The organism is Sphingobacterium sp. SYP-B4668 (genome assembly GCF_027627455.1).
Taxonomy (GTDB): Bacteria; Bacteroidota; Bacteroidia; order Sphingobacteriales; family Sphingobacteriaceae; genus Sphingobacterium.
Map to the genome: position 1 here is coordinate 2019311 of NZ_CP115483.1, position 15024 is coordinate 2034334.

The following is a 15024-nucleotide window of genomic DNA, read 5'->3' on the forward strand; positions in this document are numbered from 1 at the left end:
TGTATAAAATTTAGGAGATATATGAACACAGAAAAAGGAAGTATTTCTATTCACACCGAGAACATATTCCCGGTCATTAAAAAGTTTTTATATTCAGATAACGAGATTTTCTTAAGAGAGTTGGTTTCCAACGCCGTAGATGCTTCTCAAAAAATCAAGCGTCTAGCTTCATTGGGACAATATCAGGGAGAAGTTGGTGATTTGATGGTGGACGTCAAATTTGATGAAGAGGCGAAAACCATCACCATTTCGGATAAAGGTATCGGAATGACTGCTGAAGAGGTTAAAAAATACATTAACCAGATTGCATTCTCAGGTGCCACCGAATTCATGGAAAAATTTAAGGAAGCTAATGATGCTAATGAAATTATTGGTCGATTTGGTTTAGGATTTTACTCGGCATTCATGGTTGCTGATAGTGTTGAAATCCAGACTTTGTCCTATCAAGAAGGTTCGGAGCCTGCGAAGTGGGTTTGTGACGGTAGCACGTCATACGAGATTTCGGAAGGTGTACGTACAGAACGTGGGACGGATATTATCTTGCATATCAACGAGGAGTCTGTCGAGTTTTTGAATAAGTCTAGATTGCAAGAGATATTGGATAAATACTGTCGTTTCTTACCTGTTCCAATTCGCTTTGGCACCAAAACCTCTTCGGAGCCAGACGGTGAAGATGAAGAAGGCAAGCCTAAATACAAATCGGTAGAGGTTGACAACATTGTTAACAACACGCATCCTGCATGGACTAAATCACCTTCTGAATTGAAGGATGAGGACTATTTGGCCTTCTACCGCGAACTGTATCCATACTCGATGGATGAACCTTTATTTTGGATACACTTGAACGTAGACTATCCGTTCAACTTGACAGGGATTTTGTATTTTCCTAAAATCAAGAATGAATTAGAAATACAACGCAATAAAATCAAATTGTATTCTCGTCAGGTATTTATCACGGATGAGGTGAAAGATATTGTTCCAGAATTTTTGATGCTACTTCATGGGGTGATAGATTCTCCAGATATTCCGTTGAACGTATCACGCTCTTTCTTGCAAGCAGATGGAAATGTGAAAAAAATCAACAATTACATCACTAAGAAAGTGGCGGACAAGCTCCAAGAAATCTTCAAATCTGACCGCAAAGGCTTCGAAGAGAAATGGAATGATATTGGTCTTTTCATTAAGTACGGCATGTTGAGTGATGAAAAGTTTGCCGAAAAAGCGAGTGATTTTTGCCTTGTCAAAAATGCGACAGACGAGTATTTCACAATCAAGGAATACTACGAGAAAGTAAAGGATATTCAGGTGGATAAGGACGGTAATATCGTATACTTATATACACATGATAGATTGCAACAAGACAGCTTTATAGCTGCAGCAAAGCAAAAGGGCTATGATGTATTGTTGTTGGATGGCCCGTTAGATACTCACTTTGTGGGGTATTTAGAACAAAAAGGAGGAGAGAAAATCCAATTGAAGCGTGTAGATGCAGATGTTATCGACAAATTGATCGCAAAAGACGAGAAGCAAGAATTGTCTTTGACAGAGGATGAATCGAAGCAAGCGTTGGGTATCTTTGAGAAGGCGATCACTCGTCCAGATATGAAAGTAGAAGTAGATGCGCTACATGCTGATGAAGCACCTGTATCGGTCACGATCGATGAATTTATGCGTCGGATGAAAGATATGGCTAAGACAGGCGGGGGTATGGGATTCTATGGTAATCTTCCGGACAACTATAAAGTGACGGTAAACGGTAACCACCCATTGATTAAACGCATCTTGGAAGCTCCGGAAGGAGAGGGTGAACAGTTGGCAAAGCAGGCTTTTGACTTGGCATTATTGTCAAGAGGATTGCTAACTGGGGCTGATTTAACAGCCTTTGTGAAGAGAAGTGTAGCGCTTATTTAAGTTTTTTGATAAAATAATTGCTTAATCCTCATTATGATACAAAATAATGAGGATTTTTTATGGAAAAACATTTGCAGGATGTGGTGATTTATTCTACCTTTGTAACACAAAATCACGGTGGTTTTAGCTCAGTCGGTTAGAGCGCCTGATTGTGGTTCAGGAGGTCGTGGGTTCGAGCCCCATATTCCACCCATCGTTTTTGAAAGCAGTCTGAAAAGACTGCTTTTTTTGTTTAATAGGGTTTGATAGGCATGAGTCAAATGCAATGCTCTGTAAAAAATCGGATAGCAATGACCGTCGACTTAAAAAAAATGATATATTTACGTGATGTAAAGTGGGGGGTGGTACATGAATCGATAGGTCCACCAAAAGTATAGGAATGCTTTATAAACCGAAAATAAGTGACCTACGGACACTAGATGCGTGAATTAGTGGTCACATAAAGCAGACTTATGATGAATAAAATAAACGAATCCATCGACTGATGGGTGATAGCTGCTTCATTACCTTAAAAAAAGATAACTATATTTCAATGAAAACAAACCTAAAACTTGCTTATTTACTTTCAGGACTTGCTTTGATGACGTCATGCAATTCGAATGCGGAGAAAGGAAGCGATGCAGGGGGCGCAGATACAACCTCGTACCCTTCAGTAGAAAAGAATGCCGCGAATACGGATTATAAACCTGCATTTGCTGGACAAACGAGGGTAAAGGGGGTAAAGACCACAACACCTTTTGATGTGACCGTATTGAGCAAGGAGCTTAAATCTCCTTGGGGAATAGCTGTTTTGCCAGATGGTAAACTGTTGATTACGGAAAAGGAAGGTACACTTCGAATCGCTTCAGAGGGGAACCTTGGCGAACCTATCAAAGGAATATCAGAAATTGACACCAAAGGACAGGGTGGTTTATTGGGGGTCACGGTGGACCCTGATTTTGCCAACAACAGAATGGTGTATTGGACTTTTGCGCAGAAAGTAGGAGATAAGAATCTGACAGCTGTTGGAAAAGGTAAATTGGCGAATGATGAGAAGAGCATTGAAAATGCGCAAGTGATCTACCAAGCGGGGCCAGCTTACAAAGGCGGGCTGCATTATGGGTCACGTATTCTTTTTGATAAAGCGGGGAATATCGTTTTCAGTACGGGCGAGCGTTCGGATTTGGAAACTAGACCTCAGGCGCAAGATTTAAAATCTGGCTTGGGTAAAATTATCCGTATTACTACTGATGGAAAACCTGCTACTGGTAATCCATTTGAAGGTAATGCTGCTGCTAATCCTGAAATCTATTCTTATGGACATCGTAATGTGCAGGGGTTGGCATTCCATCCAGAAACAGGCGATTTATGGGAGACCGAATTTGGACCAAAAGGTGGAGATGAGGTCAACATTATTAAGCCTGGTAAAAACTATGGTTGGCCAACAATTACGTATGGATTGGAGTATAGTGGTGCAAAAATTGGAGATGCTATACAACAAAAAGATGGTATGGAGCAACCTGTTTATTATTACGATCCTGTTATTTCACCTAGTGGTATCACATTCTACAGCTCAAACGTAATTCCAGAATGGAAGAACAATCTTTTCATCGCGGCATTAAGTGGTACGCACATCGCTAGATTGGTGATTGAGGACAATAAGGTGGTGGGAGAAGAAAGACTGCTGACGGATCAAGGACAGCGCTTTAGGGCGGTGGTCGAGGGGACTAATGGCGAACTGTTTGCCATCACGGATGCAGGGTGGTTGATCAAAGTATCGAAAAAATAGTACTATAAAATCAGATTTCTATAAATAAGGGTCCGTATCGCGATAGATACGGACCCTTATTTATTTGTTTACGGACAAAGGGCGTTTATTTTGTTGCCACAATAGAGTAGGCCATAGGGACTTTTCCTTCCATTCCCTTGATTTGAAATTGACCAGGGCTCTGCTCTACGAGTTGATTGAAACAGATGTATGGCGAATAATTGTATTCCTTAAAATCCTGAATATGTAGGCTCTGGCCTAATAAGCTAGTGAAAACTTCACTTAAACTATGATTCCAGGATACGGACTGGTCTACGATATCTGCTTGTTTATCGGCATAGGTTCCGGTCTCGGTTTCGATAATGGCACTTTGATTGAAGTAAGGGTAGATAATTTGTTGAAAATTGTCATCCCATATCCACATGAAGGGATGGAATTCTACAAATATGAATTGACCACCTGGTTTGAGGAATTTAGAAATTACCTTGGCCCATTTGTCTAGATCGGGAAGCCAGCCAATCGTACCATAGCTGGTGTACACGATGTCGAATTGTTGATTGAGATGCTCGGGCAAGCTATATACATCACAGTTGATGAACGTTGCATCTAAGCCGAGTTCGGTATTCAATTCGTTAGCTCGTTTTATTGCTTTGTCAGACAGGTCTACGCCGGTAACGTTGGCCCCCATTCTGGCCAGTGACAAGCTGTCTTGGCCGAAGTGGCACTGTAGGTGTAGGATGGTTTTCCCTGAGATATCCCCTAATAAATCTAATTCAATTTGATTAAGGGAGCTTTTCCCCTTTTTGAAGGCCTCCACATCGTAGAAATCGGAAGCGATATGTATATCTGTCTTGTTATTCCACAAGGCTTTGTTGATATCAATATAATTGTTTTCGTTGTTCATAAAAGTATTATGGTTGTTTTGCTGACGCTATCGAGTAGGTTTGTAAATCGTCAAAAATACATATTCTCGGGTTAGCGGTATTCATTATTATCTAGTGTTGTGAGTCAATTGTCAATCCTTTTGCCAAATATTTTTAGACTTCTTTCTATTCCATCGAGTTCGGCGATATTGGGGAGCATGGCCCACTCTTCAAATCCGAAATGTTGGAAGAGGGCGATACTTGGTACGTTGTGGGCAAATATGAATCCCAGTAAGGTTTTGATACCATAGTGGGGGGCCTGGTCGATGGCGTATTGAATGGCTTGCTTTCCCAGCCCTTTGCCTCTGGAGTTTTCATCCAAATAGATGCTGACTTCGACGGTGCCCTGATAAGCAGGGCGGCCATAGAAAGATTGAAAGCTGATCCAGCCTACGATTTGTTGCTGATCGTCTTCGATTACCCAAAGTGGCCGTTTGTTGCTGTCGTGCTTTTCGAACCAAGGTATGCGGCTGTTGACGCTGATGCACTCTGTATCGGCGGTTACTATTCGGGAAGCAACAGTGGAGTTGTAGATTTCAACAATTTTAATCAAATCTGCTAATATGGCATGTCTAAATATCATCGTATCGCTAGTTGGTCTTTTGGGTGATCATGGGTAAGTTGTTTCGAGACCATTCGCTCCAGGATCCGACATACAGTCGTGGGATTGGTAGTCCAGCAGAAGCGAAGGCCAATAAGGTATGGCATGCAGTGACACCGGATCCACAGTGGACGATGACATTGTCGGGGCCAACTGTAGATAAAAATGGAGCATATAGTGCATGGAGAGCTTCTTTATCCTTGAATGTCCCATCATCATGGAGATTAAGAACGAACGGGATATTGATTGCTGTAGGAATGTGTCCCGCGATGAGGTCTATGGGTTCATGCTGGCCAGCATATCGAGCAGTATCTCTGACATCGATAATGGTTGTCCTATTTGTCTCGCTGGCCTTTTGCACATCTGTAAGAGTAGCTTGTGGGAGTGCCCAATCGCTCGTCGGATAAGGGGTTGTATATTGCGGTATATTTTCCCCTTGTGAAGTATGGATTCCCGCTTGCAACGCAAGTTGAAGACCTCCATCCAGGACATAGACGTGTGTATGGCCAACTGCCTTGAGCATCCACCAAAATCTAGCCGCTGCGTTGGAGCCCTTCTTGTCGTCATATATCACGACATAAGATGTTGGGCTGATACCTAGATGGGCGAGTGTCTCGGAAAATGATTCGGGAGTAGGAAGGGGATGCCTACCCCCAAGGGCAGCATCTTCGCCTACTTCAGCAAGCTGAGTTTCCAAATTGGCGAATATCGCCCCTTGTAGGTGTTGCTGCTTATAGTTTTCAAACGCATTTGGTCCGGCTGACGCATCTACTAGCACGAGGTTGGAGGCATCATGTTGAGATAGGGCTATCCACTCGTGGGGTTGTATTAAAGGGGAGACAGTTATCATGGTATTCGGATATCTTTTTTCAAACTAAAATTAAACTATTTAGAGATATAAAGTTAAAATCTTTTTGAAATTACTACCCTAACCTTGAGATATTGTCGGTTTTCGAGTTTAGTCTGCGTGCTGCAATATTTACACTTCCATACATTGATTTTACTGGATTTATCGATAAAAGTATCTAGATTGCATTAGGATTGTACGGAATATCAAGACAAAGGATATGGTGCTGAATGCCATGCTATTTGAAAGAGAATGAGTCGGACAGGAAGTCAATTGGCGAAAAGAATGAGATCATAAAAATGAAAAGAACGCTAAAAATTTTAAAGAAAACAATGATTATACTTATTAGTGTGTTAGCTCTTCTGGCGGTTGTCGTGTACTGGTACATGCAAAAACCTGAGTTTGGCAAATCGCCTCAGGCTGCTCGCCAACAAGCGATAGAGCGGTCGAAGCATTACAAAGATGGGGCCTTTCAGAATATACACTATACACCTACGCTGACTAAGGGGTATAGTATGAGCGGTGTGATGTACGATCAATTGACCAAGAGCTTTCCGCGGCGTAGACCTTTGGACAGCTTACCGTCTGTAAAGACGGATTTGCATACATTGCCCAAAGATGTGAATGCACTGGTATGGTTCGGTCATTCGTCTTATTTCATTCAGTTGGATGGGAAGCGATTTTTGGTAGATCCTGTATTTAGTGGCAATGCATCACCTATACCCGGGACAAACACTTCTTTTAGAGGAGCAGATATCTATCAAGCGGAAGATATGCCTGATATCGACTATTTGCTGATCACACACGATCACTATGATCATTTGGACTATACGACTATGTTGAAGCTCAAAGATAAGGTGTCCATGGTGGTCTGTGGACTTGGTGTAGGGGGGCATCTGGAAAGTTGGGGATTTGCAACAAATGCTATTATCGAGAAAGATTGGTATGAGCACATCCCCTTGAGCGATGGATTTTCTTTGGATACGGCTCCTACTCGACATTTTTCGGGCCGGGGATTTAAACGAAATAATACCTTGTGGTTGTCTTTTATACTACAGTCACCTAACATGACGGTTTATATCGGGGGGGATAGTGGATACGATACACATTTCAAAGAGATTGGAAACAAGTTTGAACACATTGACCTAGCGATTCTAGACAATGGGCAATATAATGTCGCTTGGCAGGCCATCCACATGCTGCCTGAGGAGGTAATTCAGGCCAGCCAGGACTTAGGGGCCAAACGTGTTTTTCCGGCGCATTCGTCTAAATTTATGCTGGCGCAGCATCCCTGGGATGAACCCCTTATCCGGACTTCTACTTTAGCTGATGAGGCAGGGATACCTCTGGTCACGCCAATGATAGGAGAGGTGGTACGACTTACGGATTCTACACAGGTATTCAAGCACTGGTGGGAGGGCTTAAAATAGCAGTTCTGCTAGTCAAAAAATGTGAAACGTGGTCAATCCTGTGCTTGGCTGCGTTTCTTGAGTTTATTGGCTGAATCAGCTGCAATAATCAAGCCGCCGGCCATCATAATGATATCTTTAAGTACTAACCTCCCTGCTCCAGAAAGATAGGGGAATCCGTAGTGCGGAGTCGGTAGATCTCCTCCTAGATTGGGTACGTAGACTTCGGGAGTGGTTATCAAAAATGTGAGGGTGACGATGGACATACCAAATGTCAGTAAGCCGCCCCATAACCCTATATTGGGATACCATATCCCTAAAAGTGTGAAGATGCCTATTGCCAAGATGACGCTGCCCAATGCGTAAGAAAAGGTATAAGTGCCGTTGGCCTCATGCCAATCGATGTTCTTTTTGACCATCTTGCCTTCTGGATTTTTATATTGTTGATATTCGGGTGCTTCTTTAGTCAAAAAAAAGCTCATGAATGGGCTATTGGCAACAAAAGGAATGATGCCGTCCGCCTCATATTGAAAGGCCTTGAGCCCCCCAATCCAGGCCATGACTATAAAGATAGCAAGTCGAAGGAAATTGATAAATGTAGGTTGCGACTTCGCCAATATGGAAATGATAGCGTTCATACGTTGGATTTTGAATAATATATCCAAAGATAGCCCATTCCCAAAGCTTATGGAATGGATAAATAAGGCCTTGACATAGACTATTTTGCAACGACGGAGATGCCTACTTGCTCACGGTAATGTGCTGGGGATAGGCCTACACACTTCTTAAAGTATCGACTGAAATAGAACTCGTCCTCAAAATGGAGTTCGGATGCTATTTGTTTGATAGATTTGAAAGTGAGGTGCAATCTTTTTTTTGCTTCTAGCACGACGCGATCTTGTATGAGTTGGCTGGGGGTCTTTCCGAATTGTTTCTTGATTTTTTTGCTGAAGGCATCGGTACTGAGGGCCAGCTGATCAGCATAATGCGCTACGCTACGCTGCTGTATAAAGTTCTGTTCGAGGAGTTGCTGAAACTGATCCATGTCAGTGGGTACATTAATGGGCTGGGCTTGGCTTGCCAAGATTGTCTTCTTCTCTTTACTGCATAGCGCAAGTGTCAATTGGAGGTAAGCACGCAGTACCGAATCAGCATATATATGGGTATCTTTGACTTCCAATTTGAGTTTGTCAAAGATAGCTGTGATTTCTTCAAAAGAGGGATAAGAAAGGGGCAAGTGTGGGTGTAGGTAAATGTTGTTGAATAGGAGACCGTTGCAGGCGACTTCCTTTTTGTGATATTCAATACAATAGAAGTCGCCATGAAATTGCAATTGGTAGATGTCAATGTCACAGTCCGTACTCCACTTCAAATGCTGATAAGGTGAAAGAAACAGAATCGTGTGGGACTTAAAGTTGTAACGGGTGAAATCTACTTCAAAGGAGCCTACGCCGTCAAATAGCATAATCTGATAATATGGCGAGTCAAACCCGCTTGTGTACGTTTCGCTTGCTGTATGTTGTATGGAGATAAGGGAATCCATTGTTTCAAATTTTGGATTTAAGTCTACTTAATGTTTCTTGCGAAATTCCGAGATAAGAGGCGACCATTTTATTGGGTAGTCTTCTGACGATAGCCGGATTCTTGTGCAGCAAATTCTTATACCGCTCCAAAGCATCCATGGTAATGAAAGACTGTAGTCGCTTGGTGTTATTGACATAGGCGAACTCCAAGTACAGTCGATAGAATTTTTCCCATTGGGGCACCTCTTTGAGTAGATTGTGAAAATCGCGGTGAGAGATATAGAGGATATCTGAATGTTCTACCGATTGTATGAATTCAAGAGAGGGTTCACCGGTGATGAAGCTGGTGAGTGCAGTTGCAAGTTGATTCTCAAATGCAAAGTAGCGAGTTGCTTCTTGACCATCTTCATTGATGAAGAATATTCTTAAACACCCTTTGCCAACGAAAAAGGTCCGTTGGCTGGATTCTCCATTATGAAGTAGGAGCTCGTTCTTTTTGGTTGTTAGCGGTTTGAAATATTGGAGGATTACATCCAGTTCATCTGCTGATACATCAATGGAGTCCTGAATATATTTTTTTAGTTGTTGAACCATTCATAGGGATAATCTCTGACAAAGGTACGGTAATAAACGATATCTTCAATGGTCAATACCGTGAGCCCATGCAGATGCGCAAATTGAATGACCTGAGGGAGCCTAGCCATCGTACCATCTGGATTCATTAATTCACATAATACAGCTTGTGGTGCAACACCGGCTAATAAGAGGAGGTCTATACTGCCTTCTGTATGGCCATTGCGTACCAATACACCGCCTTGTTGTGCTCGAAGGGGAAAGATATGCCCAGGACGTACGATATCCGACGGCTGCGCCATGGGATGACTGGCACTTTTGACGGTTTGAAGACGGTCTGCGGCGGAGAGTCCGGTAGTGACTCCCTTTTTGGCTTCAATACTGACAGTAAAGGGTGTTTGGAATTGACTGGTATTGTGCGTGACCATATAGGGGAGTTGGAGGGTATCTGCTTTTTCGTTAGTAAGACATAGGCAGATGACTCCACTGCATTCCCGAATCATTAGCGCCATGTCTTCTTCTTGGATATGCGCTGCTGCAAAAATAAGATCACCTTCATTTTCGCGATCTTCATTGTCTAGTAGTAGGATACCTTTGCCAAGTTGAAGTGCTTCCAAGGCTTTTTCAACCCTTTCTTTTGGACAGTTGCCAAATGCTAAAAGAGAGATGTCTTTGCTCATGATGTTTACTTTTTAAGGATAAGTTTTTCTGCAATTTTGCGCGCATTGGGAATGATGACAAAGGCCGCAAGATAAGCGACAGGAAGCATTGTTGTCCAAGATTTAAGAAATTTGAAAAACCAATCTTCGCCAAAGCCATAGGTGCGCATAAGACCAACTATGGACATTATGAGGGTCATCGGAATCACAACAAAGAGTGTGTTGATGTACTTAAAATACTTTTGAGTCATTTGTATCGTGTTTTGTTTGGATATGGACAAAGGTGTAGGTTCTCCAACTTTTAAACATTGACAAATGTCAAGAAATGATTAAATCAAAAAAAACTCCCAAGTTGGGATTACTTGGGAGTTGGTTACTTTATTTTTTTAAGTACTTTTCAAGGAATTGATCTTGTTCCCAGAGGAGATGTAGGATGTTTTCTTCGGCAACATATCCGTGGGATTCTTTCGGTAATAAGAGCATTCGTACGGGAGCCCCGAGGTTTTTAAGGGCTTGAAAGTAGCGTTCGGTCTGCAATGTAAATGTCCCGGGGTTATTGTCTGCCTCACCGTGCACCAATAACATAGGCGTTTTCATCTTATGGGCATTCATGAACGGTGACATGGTGTTGTATACTTCGGGTACATCCCAATAATTGCGCTGTTCATATTGAAATCCGAATGGAGTTAATGTTCGGTTGTAAGCACCACTTCGGGCTATACCGACCGCAAATAGGTTGGAATGCGTCAATAGGTTAGCGGTCATGAACGCACCGTATGAGTGGCCACCGACACCCACACGTCTGCGGTCGATGTATCCTAATTGGTCGACGGCATCTATTGCTGCTTCGGCATTAGCGACGAGCTGTGGGACAAAAGTATCATTAGGCTCTTCCTTACCTTCACCAATAATTGGGAATGCCGCATCATCCAATACTGCATATCCTTTAGTGACCCAATATACGAATGAACCATAGTACGGAAATGTAAATTCATTCGGGTTGGCCGTGCTCATACCTGCGGTACTCTTGTCTTTATATTCTGCAGGATAGGCCCATATCAACAGGGGTAATTTCTCTTTTTTGGCTTTGTCATAGCCCGCGGGTAGATAGAGGGTGCCGGAGAGGTCTACTCCATCTTTGCGTTTGTAACTGATGACTTCTTTGTATACGTTCTTGATGCTTTCAAATGGATTTGCAAAATGTGTCAAAGGGGTAAGTTTGTTGCCTTTGATTGTTTTGATGTAATAGTTAGGGTAGTCACTTTTGGATTGTAGCATGACCAAAATCTCGCCCTTTTTGATGTCCAATATATCGTTGATGTCTTCCTTTTGGTCTTTGACGTTGGATGTGTATATACGTTTGATAGAGAAATCCTTGAGGTTCATTTCATTGATGAATGGAAACTGTCCCTCTTTGGTATAGCCATCGCCAATCCAATAAGTCTTTCCATCTTTGATTTGAATAACATGTCGGCCGTATTGATTGCGAGCTGTCTGTACTTTTCCAGGGTCGTTGTACACATCTTGAAAGTTACGATCATTGAACAGTTTGGTTTCGCCAGTGGTCGGGTTGAGCAAGTGCGATTTTTGATTGCGGGTGTCATACCAGCTTTCATATAAGAAAGCGTGGGTAGCATCTCCCCATTGGATGTCGGCAAATCTATCTTTGGTCTTGACCAGTGCTTTGGGGGCTGCGGTGAAGGGTGCCTCCCAAGTATATACTTGATCGCGATATTCTACCTGTTTGGCCTGATCTCCTTCATCCAATGCTTCGGCATAATAGAGTGTCGCTGGCTGATCTGCTCGCCAAGAAATTCCTCGTTTTCCCATTCTTACTGAAGAAAATCCTTTTGGCATGATTTCATTTAATGCAACCTCGTTGACCTTCTTGACTTCTCGACCTTGAAGGTCGTATACGGTAGTCTCCATTGGGAATCGATTCAATGGTACAATGTAAGAATAGGGGCGTTTGATAGTTGTAATCAAAATGTAATTGCCATCCGGAGAAAATGATTTGGATGTATATATAGCAGATGCTTTGAATGGTGTACTAACGCCTTCAAGACTTACTTTAGCAAGGTCTGAAGAGGCTAGCGTCTCAAAATTGGTCTCATCCTTTGGATTTTTCAATAAATCTTGATAGGTCCTATTTTGGGAGACTTTGCCATCGCTAGTGGACACGATTGGACCTTTTGGTAAGTCTTTTCGTTCGTCCAATAATGCAGGTCTGTTGGTGGGTAATAGGTTGACGAGAAGGGATTGGGAATCTTTAAACCAGGTGTACGGGGAGCCCAGATTTGCATTGAGATTGTCAGCCGTCAATTTTTTTGCTTGAGCTGTAGCTAAGTCAATAATCCAGAGTTCGACTCCTTTGGATGTGGTGTTGGTAAAAGCAATCGTTCTCTCGTCAGGGGAGAAGGACATGTTGGTGATTTTGGGATGGGTAGGGAGACCATTGACCTGTGTCTCTATGTTGTCCTTGACACGCTTAAGCTTTAAATTGTAGAAGTAGGTTGCTGTGCTGGAAATATTGGTGGTGGGGTTGACACGAAGGCCTGCCAGTTTCATCTCCTCTTGATTGAGGTCGTCCAAGGTCTTGTAAGTGGCTCGGTAAGAGAGAACCATCCATTCTTTATTGCCGCTCATGGATACTGTTGGTGGTCTGTCAAATTCAGCTAATTGGAGGATTTCTGCAGAGGGCTTTTGATAGGTTATGTTCTCTTGGGCAAAACTGAAACTAGCCAATCCAATAAAAAATAGGGTTAGTTGTCTTTTCATCTACTTATTGTTTAAAATGTTATGAAGAGGTTGTGTTCAAAGCCTACGTCTTACCGCAAAAGGGGACTGTGTATCGGGATCGTGAACTGAACAGGCATGTTTTTTTTTAGTCAACTCCTTCATCAAATGAATATCTGTTTGTGCTTCGAAAATACTCATTTGTTTTGAATTAGAAGGGTCATAGCACCATCATAAAAAAAGCCATTGACCTGTTTCAGATCAATGGCTGTATTATGCTAGTGTTTCAATTATTATTCGAAGTATTCTTTGATACGTTCAAAGAACGATTTTTCGCTCTTACCCGGCTGTGGTTTGAAGTTTGGCGATTCTCTTAGCTTTTCTAAGAGTGCTTTTTCATCTGCGGATACAGCCTTTGGTGTCCAGATGTTGATGTAGATCAATTGGTCTCCTTTATGATAAGAATTGACTTCTGGAATACCTTTTCCTTTTAGACGCAATATTTTTCCACCTTGGGTTCCAGGTTCGATTTTTATTTTGGCTTTACCATCGATGGTAGGTATTTCTACGGACGTGCCCAATGCCGCATCGGCAAAGTTGATGTATAAATCGTAGATGACATTGATGCCATCACGTTTTAATTGTTCGTGAGGTACCTCTTCCACTAAGATGATAAGGTCTCCTGGTACTCCTCCGCGAGCAGCTGCATTACCTTTTCCACTCATAGAAAGCTGCATGCCTTCGCTGACACCTGCTGGAATATTGATGGTAATGGTTTCTTCACCTCTGGTCAAGCCTTCTCCTTTACAAGTTTGGCATTTGGCTGTGATTTCAACTCCTTCACCATTACAAGTTGGACAGGTGCTGGTGGTTTGCATCTGACCTAATATGGTATTGGTGACTCTTCTTACGGATCCTGCTCCGCCACATGTGCTACAGGTATGGTATGACGATTTGTCTTTTGCTCCGGTTCCTGTACAGGTATTACAGACTACTTGTTTGTTGACCTTGACCTTTTTCTCTGTTCCTTTTGCAATTTCATCTAGTGTCATTTTGACTTTGATACGTAGATTACTTCCTTTGGGAGCTCGGCGACCTCCGCCTCTAGAACCACCACCGAAGAAGCTTTCAAACGGATTTCCGCCTCCGCCGAAGATATCGCCAAATTGGCTGAAGATGTCATCCATATTCATGCCACCGCCACCACCAAATCCGGATGCAGAGTTGCCTGCATGCCCAAATTGATCATAGCGTTGACGCTTTTCAGGATTACTTAATATTTCGTAAGCCTCAGCACCCTCTTTAAATTTCTCTTCGGCCTCTTTGTTGTCCGGGTTTTTATCAGGGTGATATTTGATTGCTAGCTTGCGATAGGCAGACTTAATCTCTGCAGCATCGGCACCGCGAGCTACCCCTAATATATCGTAATAATCTCTCTTTGACATTGTCTTCCTTATTATTTACCTACGACTACTTTTGCATAACGGATCACTTTGTCATTCAGATAGTAACCTTTCTCAATAACGTCTACTACTTTATCTTTCAGATTGGCTGATGGTGCAGGGATAGAGGTAATCGCTTCTTGAAGGTCAGCATCGAATGGTTGACCAATGACTTCCATTTCTTTGAGGCCTTCTTGCTCTAATATTTTTCTAAATTTATTGTTGACAAGATCGATACCTTCTTTTACTCCTTGCACGTCTTGCGTAGTTTCCATTGCTTTCAAAGCCCTGTCAAAATCATCCAATACTGTCAATAATTTGGATACCACTTCTTTTCCTGCAGATTGAATCAACTCTACACGTTCTCGGGAAGTCCGTTTTTTGTAGTTGTCAAATTCTGCGAATAGGCGCGTGTACTTGTCTTGAGCATTTTGCAATTGTTGCTCAAGGGTTACTTCTGCTACAGGTGTCTCCACAGACTCTTCTGTAGTGTTTTCAACTGTTTGATTTTCATCTAGAGGAGTTTGTTGCTCCTCGTTTATATTTTCTTTTTCGCTCATGATCCGGATATAAATACTTTAAATTGTTAAAATACCTGCTTTTGCTGGCTCAAAGTTGCTGCCAAACCAAAAAAAAAGACAGCTTGTCAGTTA

14 protein-coding genes and 1 tRNA gene are annotated in these 15024 nt (G+C 42.3%); 4 read left to right on the forward strand and 11 right to left on the reverse strand.

Annotated elements, in window-relative coordinates:
* Nucleotides 1–21 precede the first annotated feature (21 nt).
* The 3 genes from htpG (at nucleotide 22) to OQ289_RS08490 (ending at nucleotide 3679) form a co-directional block, all read left to right on the forward strand.
* On the forward strand, nucleotides 22–1911 hold the full coding sequence (gene htpG / locus OQ289_RS08480) for a molecular chaperone HtpG (RefSeq protein ID WP_270090304.1): 1890 nt from the start codon (nucleotides 22–24) through the stop codon (nucleotides 1909–1911).
* A gap of 116 nt (nucleotides 1912–2027) precedes the next feature.
* A tRNA-His gene (locus OQ289_RS08485) sits at nucleotides 2028–2103 on the forward strand.
* Between the two features lie 340 nt (nucleotides 2104–2443).
* Entirely contained in the window at nucleotides 2444–3679 is a 1236-nt protein-coding gene (locus OQ289_RS08490) for a PQQ-dependent sugar dehydrogenase (RefSeq protein ID WP_033564657.1), read from the forward strand.
* Nucleotides 3680–3764: 85 nt separating this feature from the next.
* Here OQ289_RS08490 and OQ289_RS08495 read toward each other — a convergent pair whose 3' ends face one another.
* From OQ289_RS08495 to OQ289_RS08505, 3 genes are all read right to left on the reverse strand, one after another.
* Nucleotides 3765–4562 (reverse strand): class I SAM-dependent methyltransferase, encoded by a 798-nt coding sequence (locus OQ289_RS08495; protein WP_270090305.1) that lies wholly within the window; start codon nucleotides 4560–4562, stop codon nucleotides 3765–3767.
* 104 nt (nucleotides 4563–4666) lie between these two features.
* Nucleotides 4667–5164 carry a GNAT family N-acetyltransferase gene (locus OQ289_RS08500; protein ID WP_033564470.1) on the reverse strand — a complete coding sequence of 166 codons (498 nt, stop codon included), beginning with the start codon at nucleotides 5162–5164 and terminating at the stop codon, nucleotides 4667–4669.
* A gap of 7 nt (nucleotides 5165–5171) precedes the next feature.
* Nucleotides 5172–6032: a sulfurtransferase gene (locus tag OQ289_RS08505; protein WP_270090306.1), complete on the reverse strand. Its 861-nt coding sequence runs from the start codon at nucleotides 6030–6032 to the stop codon at nucleotides 5172–5174.
* Nucleotides 6033–6328: 296 nt separating this feature from the next.
* On the opposite strand from OQ289_RS08505, the gene OQ289_RS08510 reads away from it, so the two are divergent.
* Complete coding sequence (locus OQ289_RS08510) at nucleotides 6329–7459, forward strand: MBL fold metallo-hydrolase (RefSeq protein WP_270090307.1); 1131 nt, start codon at nucleotides 6329–6331, stop codon at nucleotides 7457–7459.
* A gap of 32 nt (nucleotides 7460–7491) precedes the next feature.
* Here the strand turns inward: OQ289_RS08510 and OQ289_RS08515 are convergent, their stop codons facing one another.
* The 8 genes from OQ289_RS08515 to OQ289_RS08550 all read right to left on the reverse strand — a co-directional run bounded on the left by OQ289_RS08515 (nucleotide 7492) and on the right by OQ289_RS08550 (nucleotide 14931).
* A complete protein-coding gene (locus OQ289_RS08515) occupies nucleotides 7492–8076 on the reverse strand; it encodes a DUF417 family protein (protein ID WP_270090308.1) in 585 nt (194 codons plus the stop codon).
* Between the two features lie 80 nt (nucleotides 8077–8156).
* On the reverse strand, nucleotides 8157–8981 hold the full coding sequence (locus OQ289_RS08520) for a helix-turn-helix domain-containing protein (RefSeq protein WP_270090309.1): 825 nt from the start codon (nucleotides 8979–8981) through the stop codon (nucleotides 8157–8159).
* A 4-nt stretch (nucleotides 8982–8985) separates the two neighbouring features.
* Entirely contained in the window at nucleotides 8986–9555 is a 570-nt protein-coding gene (locus OQ289_RS08525) for a Crp/Fnr family transcriptional regulator (RefSeq protein ID WP_270090310.1), read from the reverse strand.
* Complete coding sequence (gene ribB / locus OQ289_RS08530) at nucleotides 9540–10214, reverse strand: 3,4-dihydroxy-2-butanone-4-phosphate synthase (protein ID WP_270090311.1); 675 nt, start codon at nucleotides 10212–10214, stop codon at nucleotides 9540–9542. Before ribB ends, OQ289_RS08525 begins: the two co-directional genes overlap by 16 nt.
* A 5-nt stretch (nucleotides 10215–10219) precedes the next feature.
* Nucleotides 10220–10444, reverse strand: a complete 225-nt coding sequence (locus tag OQ289_RS08535) for a DUF2798 domain-containing protein (RefSeq protein WP_033564476.1) — start codon at nucleotides 10442–10444, stop codon at nucleotides 10220–10222.
* Between the two features lie 127 nt (nucleotides 10445–10571).
* The gene (locus OQ289_RS08540; RefSeq protein ID WP_270090312.1) at nucleotides 10572–12971 is read right to left on the reverse strand and encodes a S9 family peptidase; all 2400 of its coding nucleotides are present in this window, start codon (nucleotides 12969–12971) and stop codon (nucleotides 10572–10574) included.
* Nucleotides 12972–13222: 251 nt separating this feature from the next.
* Nucleotides 13223–14374 carry a molecular chaperone DnaJ gene (dnaJ, locus tag OQ289_RS08545; RefSeq protein WP_033564478.1) on the reverse strand — a complete coding sequence of 384 codons (1152 nt, stop codon included), beginning with the start codon at nucleotides 14372–14374 and terminating at the stop codon, nucleotides 13223–13225.
* Nucleotides 14375–14385: 11 nt separating this feature from the next.
* Nucleotides 14386–14931, reverse strand: coding sequence for a nucleotide exchange factor GrpE (locus OQ289_RS08550; protein WP_270090314.1), 546 nt, complete (start codon nucleotides 14929–14931; stop codon nucleotides 14386–14388).
* Nucleotides 14932–15024 lie beyond the last annotated feature (93 nt).